The organism is Halobacillus sp. ABA4_118, from assembly GCF_056160205.1.
Genome location: NZ_JBSWWS010000001.1, coordinates 2991930 through 3004516 on the forward strand (window position 1 = coordinate 2991930; position 12587 = coordinate 3004516).

General features: G+C 47.9%; 19 protein-coding genes and 1 pseudogene. 17 read left to right on the top strand and 3 right to left on the bottom strand.

The annotated features are described in order from the left end of the window. The first annotated feature begins 59 nt into the window (after positions 1–59). The 5 genes from ACXAGL_RS15185 (at position 60) to ACXAGL_RS15205 (ending at position 2596) form a co-directional block, all read left to right on the top strand. The gene (locus ACXAGL_RS15185; protein WP_474991647.1) at positions 60–761 is read left to right on the top strand and encodes a Type 1 glutamine amidotransferase-like domain-containing protein; all 702 of its coding nucleotides are present in this window, start codon (positions 60–62) and stop codon (positions 759–761) included. A 98-nt stretch (positions 762–859) separates the two neighbouring features. Further along, positions 860–1183, top strand: coding sequence for an ArsR/SmtB family transcription factor (locus ACXAGL_RS15190; RefSeq protein ID WP_474991649.1), 324 nt, complete (start codon positions 860–862; stop codon positions 1181–1183). A gap of 87 nt (positions 1184–1270) precedes the next feature. After that, positions 1271–2152, top strand: coding sequence for a permease (locus ACXAGL_RS15195; protein ID WP_474991650.1), 882 nt, complete (start codon positions 1271–1273; stop codon positions 2150–2152). A 14-nt stretch (positions 2153–2166) separates the two neighbouring features. Then, positions 2167–2316, top strand: coding sequence for a hypothetical protein (locus ACXAGL_RS15200; protein ID WP_474991651.1), 150 nt, complete (start codon positions 2167–2169; stop codon positions 2314–2316). Positions 2317–2386: 70 nt separating this feature from the next. Next, positions 2387–2596: a hypothetical protein gene (locus ACXAGL_RS15205; RefSeq protein ID WP_474991652.1), complete on the top strand. Its 210-nt coding sequence runs from the start codon at positions 2387–2389 to the stop codon at positions 2594–2596. A 211-nt stretch (positions 2597–2807) separates the two neighbouring features. Here the strand turns inward: ACXAGL_RS15205 and ACXAGL_RS15210 are convergent. Beyond that, positions 2808–2981, bottom strand: a pseudogene (locus ACXAGL_RS15210) (transposase); the annotation flags it as partial. Positions 2982–3312: 331 nt separating this feature from the next. Here ACXAGL_RS15210 and ACXAGL_RS15215 point away from each other — a divergent pair. The 9 genes from ACXAGL_RS15215 (at position 3313) to ACXAGL_RS15255 (ending at position 8503) form a co-directional block, all read left to right on the top strand. Beyond that, on the top strand, positions 3313–3858 hold the full coding sequence (locus ACXAGL_RS15215; RefSeq protein WP_474991653.1) for a GNAT family N-acetyltransferase: 546 nt from the start codon (positions 3313–3315) through the stop codon (positions 3856–3858). 199 nt (positions 3859–4057) lie between these two features. Continuing rightward, a complete protein-coding gene (locus ACXAGL_RS15220; RefSeq protein ID WP_474991655.1) occupies positions 4058–4495 on the top strand; it encodes a hypothetical protein in 438 nt (145 codons plus the stop codon). Between the two features lie 25 nt (positions 4496–4520). After that, the gene (locus ACXAGL_RS15225) at positions 4521–4988 is read left to right on the top strand and encodes a YjdJ family protein (protein ID WP_474991657.1); all 468 of its coding nucleotides are present in this window, start codon (positions 4521–4523) and stop codon (positions 4986–4988) included. Between the two features lie 16 nt (positions 4989–5004). Further along, entirely contained in the window at positions 5005–5193 is a 189-nt protein-coding gene (locus ACXAGL_RS15230) for a hypothetical protein (RefSeq protein ID WP_474968195.1), read from the top strand. 26 nt (positions 5194–5219) lie between these two features. Continuing rightward, entirely contained in the window at positions 5220–5402 is a 183-nt protein-coding gene (locus ACXAGL_RS15235) for a hypothetical protein (RefSeq protein WP_474968196.1), read from the top strand. A 200-nt stretch (positions 5403–5602) separates the two neighbouring features. Beyond that, positions 5603–6883, top strand: coding sequence for a polysaccharide deacetylase family protein (locus ACXAGL_RS15240; RefSeq protein ID WP_474991658.1), 1281 nt, complete (start codon positions 5603–5605; stop codon positions 6881–6883). Between the two features lie 13 nt (positions 6884–6896). Next, positions 6897–7529, top strand: coding sequence for a hypothetical protein (locus tag ACXAGL_RS15245; RefSeq protein WP_474968198.1), 633 nt, complete (start codon positions 6897–6899; stop codon positions 7527–7529). A gap of 248 nt (positions 7530–7777) precedes the next feature. Beyond that, positions 7778–8266, top strand: coding sequence for a hypothetical protein (locus ACXAGL_RS15250; RefSeq protein ID WP_474991660.1), 489 nt, complete (start codon positions 7778–7780; stop codon positions 8264–8266). Positions 8267–8314: 48 nt separating this feature from the next. Continuing rightward, the gene (locus ACXAGL_RS15255) at positions 8315–8503 is read left to right on the top strand and encodes a DUF6366 family protein (RefSeq protein ID WP_474991662.1); all 189 of its coding nucleotides are present in this window, start codon (positions 8315–8317) and stop codon (positions 8501–8503) included. Positions 8504–8636: 133 nt separating this feature from the next. On the opposite strand, the gene ACXAGL_RS15260 is transcribed toward ACXAGL_RS15255, so the two are convergent. Continuing rightward, complete coding sequence (locus tag ACXAGL_RS15260; RefSeq protein ID WP_474991663.1) at positions 8637–9347, bottom strand: alpha/beta hydrolase; 711 nt, start codon at positions 9345–9347, stop codon at positions 8637–8639. Positions 9348–9484: 137 nt separating this feature from the next. Beyond that, complete coding sequence (locus ACXAGL_RS15265; protein ID WP_474991664.1) at positions 9485–11113, bottom strand: cell wall-binding repeat-containing protein; 1629 nt, start codon at positions 11111–11113, stop codon at positions 9485–9487. Between the two features lie 175 nt (positions 11114–11288). Between ACXAGL_RS15265 and ACXAGL_RS15270 the strand changes: the two genes are divergently transcribed. The 3 genes from ACXAGL_RS15270 (at position 11289) to ACXAGL_RS15280 (ending at position 12463) form a co-directional block, all read left to right on the top strand. Beyond that, on the top strand, positions 11289–11459 hold the full coding sequence (locus tag ACXAGL_RS15270) for a hypothetical protein (RefSeq protein WP_474968203.1): 171 nt from the start codon (positions 11289–11291) through the stop codon (positions 11457–11459). A 78-nt stretch (positions 11460–11537) separates the two neighbouring features. Beyond that, positions 11538–11981 carry a hypothetical protein gene (locus ACXAGL_RS15275; protein ID WP_474991666.1) on the top strand — a complete coding sequence of 148 codons (444 nt, stop codon included), beginning with the start codon at positions 11538–11540 and terminating at the stop codon, positions 11979–11981. Positions 11982–12163: 182 nt separating this feature from the next. Next, positions 12164–12463 (top strand): TIGR04104 family putative zinc finger protein, encoded by a 300-nt coding sequence (locus tag ACXAGL_RS15280; RefSeq protein WP_474991668.1) that lies wholly within the window; start codon positions 12164–12166, stop codon positions 12461–12463. The last annotated feature ends 124 nt before the right edge of the window (positions 12464–12587 follow it).

Sequence of the window (12587 nt, forward strand, 5' to 3'; positions counted from 1 at the left end):
TTCCTGGATATTTTTACATATTTTATCTCATAAATCAATGTTGAAAAGGAGTGCTGCTTATGAAACAGATCATCGCTGTAGGTGGAGGAGGATTTTCGATGGATCCTGAAAATCCGCTGTTGGATACGTACCTGCTGGAACAGTCATCGAAAACAAAGCCCCACATCTGTTTTATACCGACCGCCAGCGGAGATTCCGGCAGCTACACGGCCAGATTTTACAACTTTTTCGAAAACTATGCCTGTCAGCCTTCCCACCTTTCATTATTTCACCCACCCACAAGAGATCTGGACAGTTTTCTACTGGAAAAGGATATCATCTTCGTCGGCGGTGGAAATACGAGGAATATGCTGGCGTTATGGAGAGAATGGGGAGTGGATGTGATCTTGAAGAAAGCGTGGGAGCAGGGCGTCATCCTTGCAGGTGTCAGTGCCGGATCGATCTGTTGGTTTGAAGAAGGCGTCACGGATTCCTTCGGAGGGGAGCTGGAACCGCTGCAAGGGCTGGGCTTTCTTTCGGGAAGCCACTGTCCGCATTATGACGGCGAACCGAAACGGAGGCCGGCATATAAGAAATTAATGGCCGAAGGGAAAATCAAGACCGGACTGGCCGTTGATGATCATGCGGCCGCCCACTATATTGATCACCATCTGCACAGAGTGGTGAGTTCTAAGCCGAATGCAAGGGCTCACCGGCTTTATCATAACCATGGTATACAGGAAGAGGAGCTGGAGACGCATTACTTAGGAATGGATGAATGAACATACATCAAAAAAATTTGATGCATTCAATTGACATCCTTCCTGAGGGATGAATATAATGCAGTTAGATCAAAAAAATTTGATGTAGAGGTGAGACGATGGAAACGGTCGATCAACATGCAGGAACCGGGAAGGAACTTTCCTTTGAAGGGTACGAAAAGAAATTCAAGGCACTCGCAGATCAGCTTCGTCTTAAAATCATGTATGAACTGAATCAGCAGGGACAGCTGTGTGTCTGTGATCTGACAGAGCTTGTCGGACTCCCGCAGTCCAAACTGTCCTACCATTTGAAAATCCTTCATGATGCCGGTTTTATTCAGAGGGAAAAGAAGGGGACCTGGAACTATTATCAGCTGAACGATTCGGAAGTTAAATCCATCCTATCCCCGGAACTCTGCTGCATCTTTTACCCTGGTCAGTAGTCAGGGTAAATCTATACATTATACATCAAAAAAAATTGATCTACTGTGATCATTACATCAAAAAAAGTTGATGCAGGGAGGGATCTTATGAATGATTTTCTCGAGTTTATGAAAACATTCCTCATTTTGTTTGCGGAGTTGACCGCATTGTTCATTCTCATCAGCTTCCTCGTCAGTCTTCTGCAGCAGAAGGTGACAGAGGAGCGGATTAAACGGGTGTTGGAACGACCGAATAAATGGAGCGGCTACCTGTATGGAACGGTGCTCGGGGCACTGACGCCCTTCTGTTCATGTTCGACGATCCCGATTCTGGCGGGGCTGCTTTCTTCTAAAGCACCGTTTGGACCGTCCATGTCCTTCTTAGTAGCCTCGCCATTATTGAACCCCGTCATTGTCCTTCTGCTGTGGACGCTGCTCGGGTGGGAATTGACGTTGTCCTATGTTCTGATTGTCGGTGCTTTCTCCATCCTGATTGGAGTGGTATGGGATCTGCTCGGGCTTGAAAAGTTCGTGAAAAATGTAAGGGTCCGGAAAGGAAGCACTACTGCTGAAGCGGATGAGCCGAAATGGAAGGTGGCGCTGCGGGACGCCTGGGGCTTCTTTTACCCTGTCCTGCCGTTCCTTCTACTTGGGGTATTCATCGGAGCATTCATCCATGACTTCATTCCTCAGGAGATGATTGCCAGGTTTGCAGGTGGAGATCAACCATGGACGATTCCGGTGGCTTCTGTCATTGGTATCCCCATGTACATCCGAGCGGAAGCGATTCTGCCGATTGCCGATGCACTCGTTAGTAAGGGCATGGGGATCGGTGCCATTATCGCCTTGGTCATCGGTGGTGCGGGCGCGAGTATTCCTGAGGTGGTTTTGTTGAATAAACTGTTCAAACCGAAGCTCGTCACCGCTTTTGTTGTCTCCATCCTCGTCGTGGCGGTATCCACAGGGTTTATCGTGCAGACGGTACTTTAAAGGAGGTGAAATCCATGGCTGAAAAAAAGAAAGGGCTCCGCGGTTTGTTTTCCAAGTCGGATAAAAACTGCTGTCATGTAGACATTGAAGAGGTAGAGGAAAAAGAATCAAAGGAAAACGATAGCGAAGAGGGACAGGAGGAAAACCGTCAGGAAAACGCATAGAGTCTGCCGGGGGAGTCTTCAAGGAAGGCTCTCCTGCTTCTGTAATGAAGAATGGAGGAGGGAATGACGCATGCTGCATCAATCGGGCGCATTGACCAAGGAATATTTTAAGTCTTATATAAAGCTCGTGTTAAACAGTGGAGACCTCTCTATCGAACAAGCGCAGGAAATCGTCCTGCAGCGATTGTTCGGCGGTGACAGGTCTGCTTTAGGAAAAGAATCACTGGAAAACTTCCAACGAGCCTGCGAGGAAATAAAGCAGATAAAGCCTTCTTTATAAAAAAGGAGGCAGCTTGTAGAGAAACCCCTGTTTCTTTACAAGCTTTTTTCGTTCTTACCGCCAGGAGCGAAAGCCCCTTCCCTTTCCGCGGACGAGCGCCCGAGCTTCCTCGCAAAACCCACGCTCGGCGATCTCGGACCACTCGTTCTTCCGCAGGAGTGGAAGGGGCACCGCTCCTTGGGAGTTATTTAACATCGAAAAAGATTCTCCTTCACCCCGCTCCCCCTTGCTGGATGGCCATCTTTTTCATATTCCGGCAGGCAGCCGTTATCAGCGCCTGTGCTTTCCCTTTTTCTATTCCACGCAATCGGCAATCGCGCAGCCCATGCCGTTCTTTTGAATCTGCGAAGTTACGCTCGACTTTTTCTTTTCTCATACGGTATATCTACTTTCCTTCATTTTATCGTAGCGTAAAGTTGTTTGCCACAGGGACCGGCACGAAGAGCGTTCGGTGGTGACGCCTGCGGGAACAGCGCGAGCCGAAGATCCACTTGGTCCAATGGTTTCTTGACCAAGTTAGCTGAGGCCGTGCCCGCGGCAAGCATCCGCCGATAAGCGGAACGTGCCCTCTCAACACGACATGCGGACAACTCTAATTGGATAGGGCGAACTTTTTATACAGACTGCCTTCTTTATAAAAAAAGAAGGTTTTTTTAATGATTGAGTTCAGGGGAATCTTTTGAAATAATTGGAATCGTAGAAGAGGAGGAAAACATATGTTTACGATGCATGTGGATGATGACGTAGAGCTGTCCATCCTGGAACCAAGACACGCGGATGCCTTGTTCAAGCTGGTCGACAAAAACAGGCACCACCTCGGGGTGTGGCTTTCCTTCCCAAACAAAACGAAGGAAGCGGTCGATTCTGCTGCCTTTATAAGCAGGTCCCTGACAAGGATGGCCGATGGAAAAGGTTTCTGGGCCGGCATCCTGTATAAAGGAGAACTGGCCGGTTCCACTGGATTTCTATACATAGATGAGGAAACGGGAAGAACGGAAATCGGCTACTGGCTCGGAGACGACTTTACGGGCAGGGGGCTGGTAACGAAAGCGGTCCGGAAGATGGTCGATTACGCATTTTTTGAGCTCGGTTTAAGAAAAGTGGACATTCAGACGGCCGTAGGAAATGGGAAAAGCAGAGCGGTTCCCGAACGGCTCGGATTCACGAAGGAAGGAGTCCTGCGTGAGTATGAATATTTGAACGGAAGCCATCACGACAGGATCGTTTATGGTTTGTTGAAAGAGGAGTGGGGGGGATTTTAACGAACGATTATAAGCTGAAAAAGATTCTGCGGATGGTCGTATTAGGAATGGGTCTAATGGTCATAACAGCCGGCATTTATCAAATCATTCATCCACATTCATCTTCTCCTTTTCGGTTTCTTTTCCCACTTCAAATGGCAGCCTTAGCTGTTTATTGGAGCGTCCAAAGGAAGCTGGAAAGGTTTGGAGGTGATCAGTCATGAGTTATTCCATCAATCCGAAGAGGATCAGGGATACGGTCACACTTCTCTTTCCCCTTCTGTGGTTACTCCTCTCCAGCGCATTCGGTGCATCGATTCAACTGTTCCTGGTGATTCTATTATTCTTAGCGATAGGAAGTTTATTTCGATTTCAAATTGATATTCAGGATCAGCGATTGATTTATACCGTTACCTATCTGAAGAAGCGGGTGTTAAAGAAAGAACTGGTACCTGCGCATATCCAAACGCTTAAATTCTTCCGGACCGGCTGGAAAAAGAAAGCCGCTGCCATTCAAACCTATAAGGGCTTGAACATCCCGTTAGTGGTGATGACAGAGCCGGAGGGGTATGACGAATTACTGGCTTTTGGCAGGAGAAATCAAATCGATGTAGAAAAAACAAAGGACTACATGCTTTTGGAACGGATGGATTCCTAAAAGGAAATGAAAGAGGAGGAGTTCTATGTATCGATCCTTTGTCGTATGTGTTCTTCTTTCCGTTGTTTTCATTTTTTCTGCCCTTGTTTCCTGGTATGAAGGAAGTGCGCTTCTGGATAAATCATGGGAATGGGCTCATTCCACTCCTTTTTCCCAAATGATCAACGGAGAGGTAAGGGGAGAGGAGCAGATCATCCAGCTGGATTACTTTGTATATGCCGCTAAGTTCAGTCCGCTGTTTCCGATGCTGATGTTCAGCAGTTTCATTTTATTGCTTTTGACGGTGGGCTCCATCCTGACGAATGGCCGGTGGAAAGGGTCGATGGTTTTACTGGCTTTGTTAGGGGCGGGGCTGTTCGCTTTCAGTTACCTCAGCTATGCTTCCTCCACAATTGGCGGACATCTCTTTTTTTACTTTGGAATAGCAGCCGGGATGTTTGCCGTGGGAAGTGCCCTGTTGATGTATGTCCGGTTCGGCCGGAGAACTGTGTAACAAAGGAGGATGTTCATTGGTACACCATATAGCAGCGGCGATCTATTTTTCTTTTTCCATGCTGCTGTTTGTCATCATAGAAATGGCGCAGAGCTTTCCGGGAATGTCATTCCGGTATGATTCCAGCGCTGTGCCCTGGCTGCCCTGGCTTCTTTTTGTGACAGGGCTGTTTTATTTAGGATGGAAGAAGATGAAAGAAGAGTAGAGGTTACGTTTAGGAGGTCGCGACGTATGAAAACCTATGTGATTTTGTTTGTGCTTTTATTAATTACACATACCATGACACTTGTGAACATTACAATTTTTGATGGTCAATGGAACGGCATGGTTCTGTTTTTCTCCAGCATTCTTTTTCTTATGGGAGCCGTGTTCTTTGGGACAGAATTCAATGCCCGAAGAAAAATGAACACCTAAGGTCAGGAAAAGACTCCACCCCGCCATTATGGCGGGCTTTTTTATGGTTAATCTCTCACGATCTGCTGGTTTTTTTACAGGTAATGACCTGCCTCTCTATCAACTGGAAGAGAGTATCCTTCAAAGAGATTAGCATTGAGAAATATGTATAAATTTGGAATAATAGATAGAGAGAATAATAGAAAAGGGATGAAGGGGATATGGCAGGAAGAAAACCACTGATCAAACGGATTAAATGGCCTGGCTGGGTCGTTCTTCTGCTGATTGCCGGTCTAATAGGAACGGGAATGGTAAAATGGCTCACGCCTGTATCTGGTCAAAGCAGCAGCGCCCCCTACCTCTATTTCCAGGAGGAGACGGAGGAAGCGGATACCTACACGCTCTCCATCAGCACCGCCTCCATGAAAGAGGATGAACAGAACGAGGCTGTCCAAGCGTGGATTGAACAGGAAAAAGAAAGCTTTTTCAACAAAGTGGAAAAGTATAACGGGGAGCTCGGTGACGGCCGACGTGCGCATTTAACCATTGAGGTTGATGCTCATCAGGGGCGCGGGGATACATACAGCTTTATTTTCCGCTCCCACAAAAGGGTGGAGGAAAAGCAGTCCGAGTCCAAGGTACGGGTCTTTACACTAAACAGGGAAAATCAAAGCGTCACGCTTACGAACCTGCTGGATAACCCTGAAGCCGTCCGAGGGATTCAGGAAGGTGTGGAGAAGCAGTTGAAAAAGGAGAACCCTGATGGGGAGGCGCTTGCAGATATGATAAACCGGCCGGATGATTGGAACTGGTCCATACAAGGGAAAGATTTGACCGCTTATTTCAATCCGGAAGACCTTGGAATAGACAAGGAAGATTTTGTTCAAGTGAACGTATCGTTGGAAAGGATTCTTTCTTTTACAGACTCCGGACAAAAAGTGGTGGCGCTTACCTTTGATGATGGTCCAGACCGGAAAGTGACACCGGAAGTTTTGGATATCTTAAAGCATCACCATGCCAAAGCCACTTTTTTCATGATGGGGGAACAGGTGGATAAATGTCCCGACCTTGCCAAAAGGGTGGCTGAGGAGGGGCATGAGATCGGTAACCATACCGACCAGCACAAGGATTTAACGAAGATTGGGATGCCGGCCGTCAAGAATGAAATGCAGGCGTCCCGTAAGAAAATTTCAAACGTCACAGGGCAGCAGCCGTCGGTTTTCCGCCCTCCTTACGGTGCTGTCAATGAAACCGTAGAGGAAGCGGCAAGGCACTTTGGGTCATCAGTCGTATTATGGTCCGTGGATTCCCACGACTGGAAAAGCAGAGATCCGGAGGCCGTGAATAAAGTGATCAAGGAAGAAGTCGTACCCGGCTCGATTGTCCTGCTGCATGATGTGCATAAGGAAACAGCCGAAGCTCTGCCGACGCTGCTGGACTATTTGGAGAAGGAAGGTTATCAGTTCGTGACAGTGTCTGAACTGCTTTCCATTCAAGGGTGAGAAGGAGAATGGTATGAAAAAGTTAGGGATATTTATGATACTCGGTCTTCTGTTGGCCGCCTGCTCGAATGAAGAAGGAGAACCTGAACAGAAGGAAGCATCGAAGGATACGCTGGCAGTTAAGCCGGCAAAATTGTCGGAGCGTGAAGAAACAATCATTTCCCATCTGGGCAGCGGATTCGAACGTTTTTACACTATAGAGGGGGAAATACCTGAGGGAGAGGGCTTAAAGACTACGACTTATGTAATCGAAGATGGAAGCGAACCGGAAGAACGGTTTTCATCATTCTCCGGAGAAGAAGGGGAGGAAATCTATAAAAAAGACCTCTTCAGCTTTCACCTCGGTGAAATGGAAGAACAAACGTCTGTGAGCGTCGGAACGATGGGGGGCCGGTCAGGAGGAACGATTCAGCTTCCGGACTCGTTAACCGGGTATTCATTTACTGGAATCGAGCAGGCCTTCAACATGGAAAAAGGGGTTTCCTATTATCCTGCTTATATGATTGCCGGTAAAGAGGATATGTTGCGTGTGCCGGGAATCGAAGATGCCCGGCAGATGCCGGATGCTGTGAAAGAGGCGGATTATGCGATCGTCTTTCAATTGGAATGGATCGATGATGAAACGTATGAGCCGTCCGGGACGTAAGGAGTAATGGGGCTTAGTTACAGAAAGAGCATGACTATGCCCCCGATCAGTAAAAGGATAGACACGAAGAGCAGGGCCATTTTCTTTGGACGGTCGAGTTTGTGAAAGAGCCGGAAGAACATGCTGTTCACCTCCATAAGGAAATCAGTCTTTGTTATACATACGCTGACCAACTTGATTAGGTTTCGGAATCATCTGGGTGAGGAAAAATATAGCAGATGCTTACTTCTTGGGAGGGGATTTGCTGTATGCAGACGATTGAGGAAGTGAAGGCTGAAGGATGGGACGTTAAACATATCCGGCGTTTGAAAAAGCGACTGCTGCTTCAACAGAATATTGTTATGTTATTCATCGTTATTTTCTTCAGCATATACGCAATTAACGGCTGGCCGGTTGCTCACTTTTTAGTTCTGTGTGCGGTCGTGCTTTCAGGGATCGGGTTTTTTGCTCTTCTGTCTTTATGGAAAGGAGAGCCCCAAGGGACGAAAATGGTCAGAACTATTCAGGCCTACGAAAAAGATGTGAAAGGGACTCAAAGGTGGCGGAGAAAGAAGTGGATGGAGTCTATTTTTATTTTCCTTTTCGTTTCTGCCATCATAGCTTTTCTTATTTTCCTTAATCATGATGCAATTCAACAATCTCAACAGGGTTTTCCGGGTGACGTTATTCCTTTACTGGGAGCTTGGATAGGTATGAATATTGGATCTTTTGTGCGCATCAAAGATTTGCCAGAATGAATATTGAAGAAGTGCTTCGATTCATGAACAAAGGGGAGCGGATCATTTATGACCCAATCAGATAAAGCTTATGATAGAGAAAAGCTGAGGCAGGAGGATTTAAAAAGAAACAGTCCCGGCCGGGAACACGGCGGCGGACTGATGGATTTAGTCGGCAGCCTCGGCTGGAAAGGAACAGGACTGATTCTTGTCGGTTTGATTCTGGTCTTCATTCTTTTTTCGATCTTTCTTCGCTGACAAAGAACGGTGTTATACAGAAGAGGTTGCCTGCGACTGTCCAGGCAGCCTCTTCATTTTTTAAAAAACAGGGAAGGGCGCCTGCATGAAAATCAGGGTCCGTCATACACGCCTGGAGCCCATCTTGTTTGTTCTAGGGTGATTCAAGCCACGTAACCAATGTTTTGATAATAATGTCCTGCTGTTCTTGAACAGGAATATCCGCTGGATTGTCCCCCTTTTGCTCTCCGTACCAGCCGAATTGGGCGTGGTTGCCACCCTTGACTTCATAGAGGACAGCCATATCTGAAAGAAGCGGACTCTTTTCCTCGATATCTGTGAGCGTAGTCAGGCCATCCTTTTCTCCGTAGATGGACAGCATCGGGAAGTCGGAGTCCGAAAAGTCATTTTGATCAGCCGGGTAGGAAGCCAGGAAAAACAAGCCGTCCAGTTGTTCTTGATTGTCATCGGCATAAGAGGCAGCGGCAACACCACCAAGGGAATGTCCTCCAATGAACCATTCATCAAGGGGGGAGTTTTCCAGCATTTCATCCGCTTTTTGTGCTTCTAGGATGGGAAAGTTGAACCTCGTGGACGGAATTGCCGTCAGGTATCCCTGTTCCCGCAGTTGATTCCCAATATAGCTGTACGCTTCGGGTTCGACTTTCGCTCCAGGATATAGCACAACCCCGGCCTTCGGCTCCCCGTCCGGTTCAAAGATTACCCAGTCTTCCTGACGCTCTGGAATGTCTGATAGATGGTCCGAGGGTTCGTAAGTCTGCTCCGCCCATATATAGAAAGCTCCAAAGGCAAGCAGAGCGAGGGTGAACATACCAGCAAGGATATACAGAAGCCATTTTTTCATAAGCTGTCTCCTTCTCTACATCTGTTGTTATTCTATTCTACTAAAGACTTTACAAAAAAGCCGCTTTGATGAATGGCGGATCCTGTGTTGTGTGTTTTCTACAAAAGAAGGAAGACCTGCACGAGGCAGGTCTTCCTTTATTCGTGTGCTGATTTCATCAGATCTTCTGTTACGGAAGGACCGACCGCTCCTGTTCCGCCTAAAATGGTGAAGTGACGGATGCCGAGCTCCTCTGCTGCTTCTGCAATGGAAGCATCAAGGTAATCAGGAGGAACAAGCAGGAACGTGCTGTTTTCTTTAGCCGCCAGGATCGATCCTGTCAACGCATCGGCGAAATCTGAACCGGTGGCTATAAATGCCCGGTCTGCCGGATTCAACTCCTTAGCGATCAAGGCTGAAGTTTCATAGCGATTTTCGCCGCCGTAACGGACGGCTGAAGGGAGCGCTTGAAAAACTTCATCAGAGATTACACGCGTGCCGCCGACCGCTATCGACGCATCCACATCGGTAAGGGCCAGGGCCGTCACGTCGGGGAGTTGGGTGTCTTTCGTAAGTAAGATTGGGTGGCCCTCTCCAGCAGCGTAGGAGGCGATGGCCAGGGCATCAGGGAAATCCATACCATTCGTCACTACTGCTTGTTGAGGATTTCCGTTCAAGACAGCAGCAATATTAGCTGCCGTTACAAACCGGTCTTTACCACCAATACGCTGAACGGTAAGGCCGATGCCCTTTAACTGACTTTCAACAAAAGGAGAGACCGCTTCTGTACCGCCGAGAATAACGGCTTTGTCCGCTCCGAGTCGCTGGATTTCTTCCCTGACCTCAGCTGGCAGGCGTTCCTTTGTCAGCAGGATGGGCGCATCCATATGGTAGGCAAGTGGCGAGCCTGCCAGTGCATCTGGGAAATGATCCCCCCTGGCAAGGACGATGGTGTCTGATTCGTCCCAGCCCTGTTTAGAGATTTCAACAGCTGTTTCATAACGGTTCTCTCCGGCAATCCGGTCTGCAGCAACAGGGACGAATGGTTTGACCGCTTTCCAGAACTCCTCAGCGATCCGTTCATAGCCCTTTTCACCAGGATGGACGTTCTGCGGGTTCGGGAGATAGGCGTCATAATTCTCAGCCACTGCCTCAAACGTAGCGACATAGTCACTTCCTGATGCAGACGCCACCTTCTGGATGGTTTGGTTCAATGCGTCCATCAACTGAATGAACTGCTGCTGGTCTTCTTCAGGGTAGGCAGGAAACGAATTGTAGTAGCCCATAAGGAAGATCTTCGCATCCGGATTGACGGTTCGAATCTGACGGACGACTTTTCCATAATTCTCGCCCACATTCTGCAGGATTGATTGAACGACTTCCGGATTTTTAAGCTCGTCAGGGTCTTTACTGAATACCTGTAAAAAATCGTTGGCTCCAATACTGATCGTAATCAGGTCGGCTTCAGAGGCTGATTTGAGAGCCTTCTCATTGGTCTGCATCTGACTGAGCAGCCCTTCCGAGGTGAGGCCGGGGACAGCATAGGCCTTCGTGAACGTTTCCAGCCTGTCGACGTTTTCCAAATCGTTGGCTAAAAAGTCGGCATAGCTGAGTCCTGCAGAACCGTCGGATTGAATACCGTAGGCGAGGGAATCACCAAGCGCCGTGTATCTCCATTTTCCGTTTTCCGTTGATTCTGCTGCCCATCCTTGGGCAGGGAAAATCAGCAGGGACACAAGGAAAAGGATGGACCATAACCAACGCCGCTTCTGTTTGCTTCTATACACTTGCTTTCCTCCTTCTCACGTGATCTTTATAGAAAGAACGTGTGTTTTATATATTTGCGCTTTTTTCCTTTATACCTGCAAACCGTCGAAAAGAAAACCCGTTTTTGTTCTCAGTCACAATGGAATATATTGGTTGTTTTATGATAAGGTGAACGTAATGGAAGGAGGGAGGCCGATGATACCAGCACTCCTGATTATTATGATCTCAGTGGCCGTTGATTATTTCTGGCTTGATGTGGACAGAAAAAGGTGGGGTTGGATGAAATCGTGGAGCCGCTCCAAGAAAGCGTTGTTTCTCTCCGGGTTCCTGTTCGTTTCCATCCTTATCTATACTGGTATGGGCTGACCTCGGGAAATGGGATAACCCTCAGCTTTGGAGGGACGGTGTGGGAAGATTGATTTTGGAATAAAAGGGGAGGATCCAATGACTTCTGTTCCTATCCGGTGGATGCTTGTGTTTGTCCTTAGTTTATTGGCGACGCTGGGCATCTATTATACGATGAATTTCAGTTATTTGGATTATAGTGTAACCGATAAAGATCAGCTCGTTATCCATGAAGGATGGAAAGAACCCGGGCCAATCATGAATTCAAACGTTTCCGGTGAAGAGGCTGGTTTAGGTAAGCTTGGCACACATATGGAAGCCTTTAACCAATGGGTTCTCGTGGCAGCGGTTCTCCTCCCGGTTTTCATAGCAACATACGCCGTATTGACGAGTAGGAAAGCCCTTGGCAGACATCCCAGGAAAAAGGGGCTGTTGTGGGTAACAGTTGTTGTCCATACAACTGTCTGTGTGTTTTTCCTCATCCAGTGGATCCGTTATGCGGACCTGATCAATACGACCGTACATAACGTCATGTTCAAGTAACCCCTCTGAAAACAGGGCTGAAGGGTAAAGAAAGCATCGCAACTATCGGTGGAACCCTTTCATAAGATGGCAGCTCTCTATCCATAGCAGCGATTTTTCTCGTAATGGGAAGGTCCTGGCAAGGCCATAGAGAGGTCCGGTGCCATGATCGTTTAGAAAAAGAGAAAAAGGGGGCGTGAAGAGTGCCTGTATGCAGAAATTGTGGGCATGAATGGCCTTGGAAAGATACCCAGAGGCTGTCCATACGCAGGGATCGCGGAGCGGTCTGCCAGTTCTGCGGCGAGAAGCAGTTCCAATCCCGGAAAAGCATGCGCAAAGTATCGCTTTTTCATATGATGCCATTATCGGTCCTGCCGTTTGCCCTTGTGATGGATGTCTCGATAGCTGTTGGACTGGCTCTGCTTTTTACAGCGGAAGCCGGCTTTTTAACCGCTTTTCCATGGATGGTGGAACTGACGAATAAAGAAGAAGCGCTTTGGTAAAGTAAACGTCTGTTGGGAAGATCCCCCGCAGACGTTTCTTTTTTCTTTCTTCAAGTGGGGAGGATGTGTGTCGTGCTGATGGTCACGTTCCGCTTATCGGTGGATGCTTGCCGCGGGCACGGCC

What these genes read in the sequence shown, in the direction of transcription:
- ACXAGL_RS15185 (WP_474991647.1), top strand. Translation starts at nt 60, where the DNA reads ATGAAACAGATCATCGCTGTAGGTGGAGGAGGATTTTCGATGGATCCT.
- ACXAGL_RS15190 (WP_474991649.1), top strand. Translation starts at nt 860, where the DNA reads ATGGAAACGGTCGATCAACATGCAGGAACCGGGAAGGAACTTTCCTTT.
- ACXAGL_RS15195 (WP_474991650.1), top strand. Translation starts at nt 1,271, where the DNA reads ATGAATGATTTTCTCGAGTTTATGAAAACATTCCTCATTTTGTTTGCG.
- ACXAGL_RS15200 (WP_474991651.1), top strand. Translation starts at nt 2,167, where the DNA reads ATGGCTGAAAAAAAGAAAGGGCTCCGCGGTTTGTTTTCCAAGTCGGAT.
- ACXAGL_RS15205 (WP_474991652.1), top strand. Translation starts at nt 2,387, where the DNA reads ATGCTGCATCAATCGGGCGCATTGACCAAGGAATATTTTAAGTCTTAT.
- ACXAGL_RS15215 (WP_474991653.1), top strand. Translation starts at nt 3,313, where the DNA reads ATGTTTACGATGCATGTGGATGATGACGTAGAGCTGTCCATCCTGGAA.
- ACXAGL_RS15220 (WP_474991655.1), top strand. Translation starts at nt 4,058, where the DNA reads ATGAGTTATTCCATCAATCCGAAGAGGATCAGGGATACGGTCACACTT.
- ACXAGL_RS15225 (WP_474991657.1), top strand. Translation starts at nt 4,521, where the DNA reads ATGTATCGATCCTTTGTCGTATGTGTTCTTCTTTCCGTTGTTTTCATT.
- ACXAGL_RS15235 (WP_474968196.1), top strand. Translation starts at nt 5,220, where the DNA reads ATGAAAACCTATGTGATTTTGTTTGTGCTTTTATTAATTACACATACC.
- ACXAGL_RS15240 (WP_474991658.1), top strand. Translation starts at nt 5,603, where the DNA reads ATGGCAGGAAGAAAACCACTGATCAAACGGATTAAATGGCCTGGCTGG.
- ACXAGL_RS15245 (WP_474968198.1), top strand. Translation starts at nt 6,897, where the DNA reads ATGAAAAAGTTAGGGATATTTATGATACTCGGTCTTCTGTTGGCCGCC.
- ACXAGL_RS15250 (WP_474991660.1), top strand. Translation starts at nt 7,778, where the DNA reads ATGCAGACGATTGAGGAAGTGAAGGCTGAAGGATGGGACGTTAAACAT.
- ACXAGL_RS15255 (WP_474991662.1), top strand. Translation starts at nt 8,315, where the DNA reads ATGACCCAATCAGATAAAGCTTATGATAGAGAAAAGCTGAGGCAGGAG.
- ACXAGL_RS15260 (WP_474991663.1), bottom strand. Translation starts at nt 9,347, where the DNA reads ATGAAAAAATGGCTTCTGTATATCCTTGCTGGTATGTTCACCCTCGCT.
- ACXAGL_RS15270 (WP_474968203.1), top strand. Translation starts at nt 11,289, where the DNA reads ATGATACCAGCACTCCTGATTATTATGATCTCAGTGGCCGTTGATTAT.
- ACXAGL_RS15275 (WP_474991666.1), top strand. Translation starts at nt 11,538, where the DNA reads ATGACTTCTGTTCCTATCCGGTGGATGCTTGTGTTTGTCCTTAGTTTA.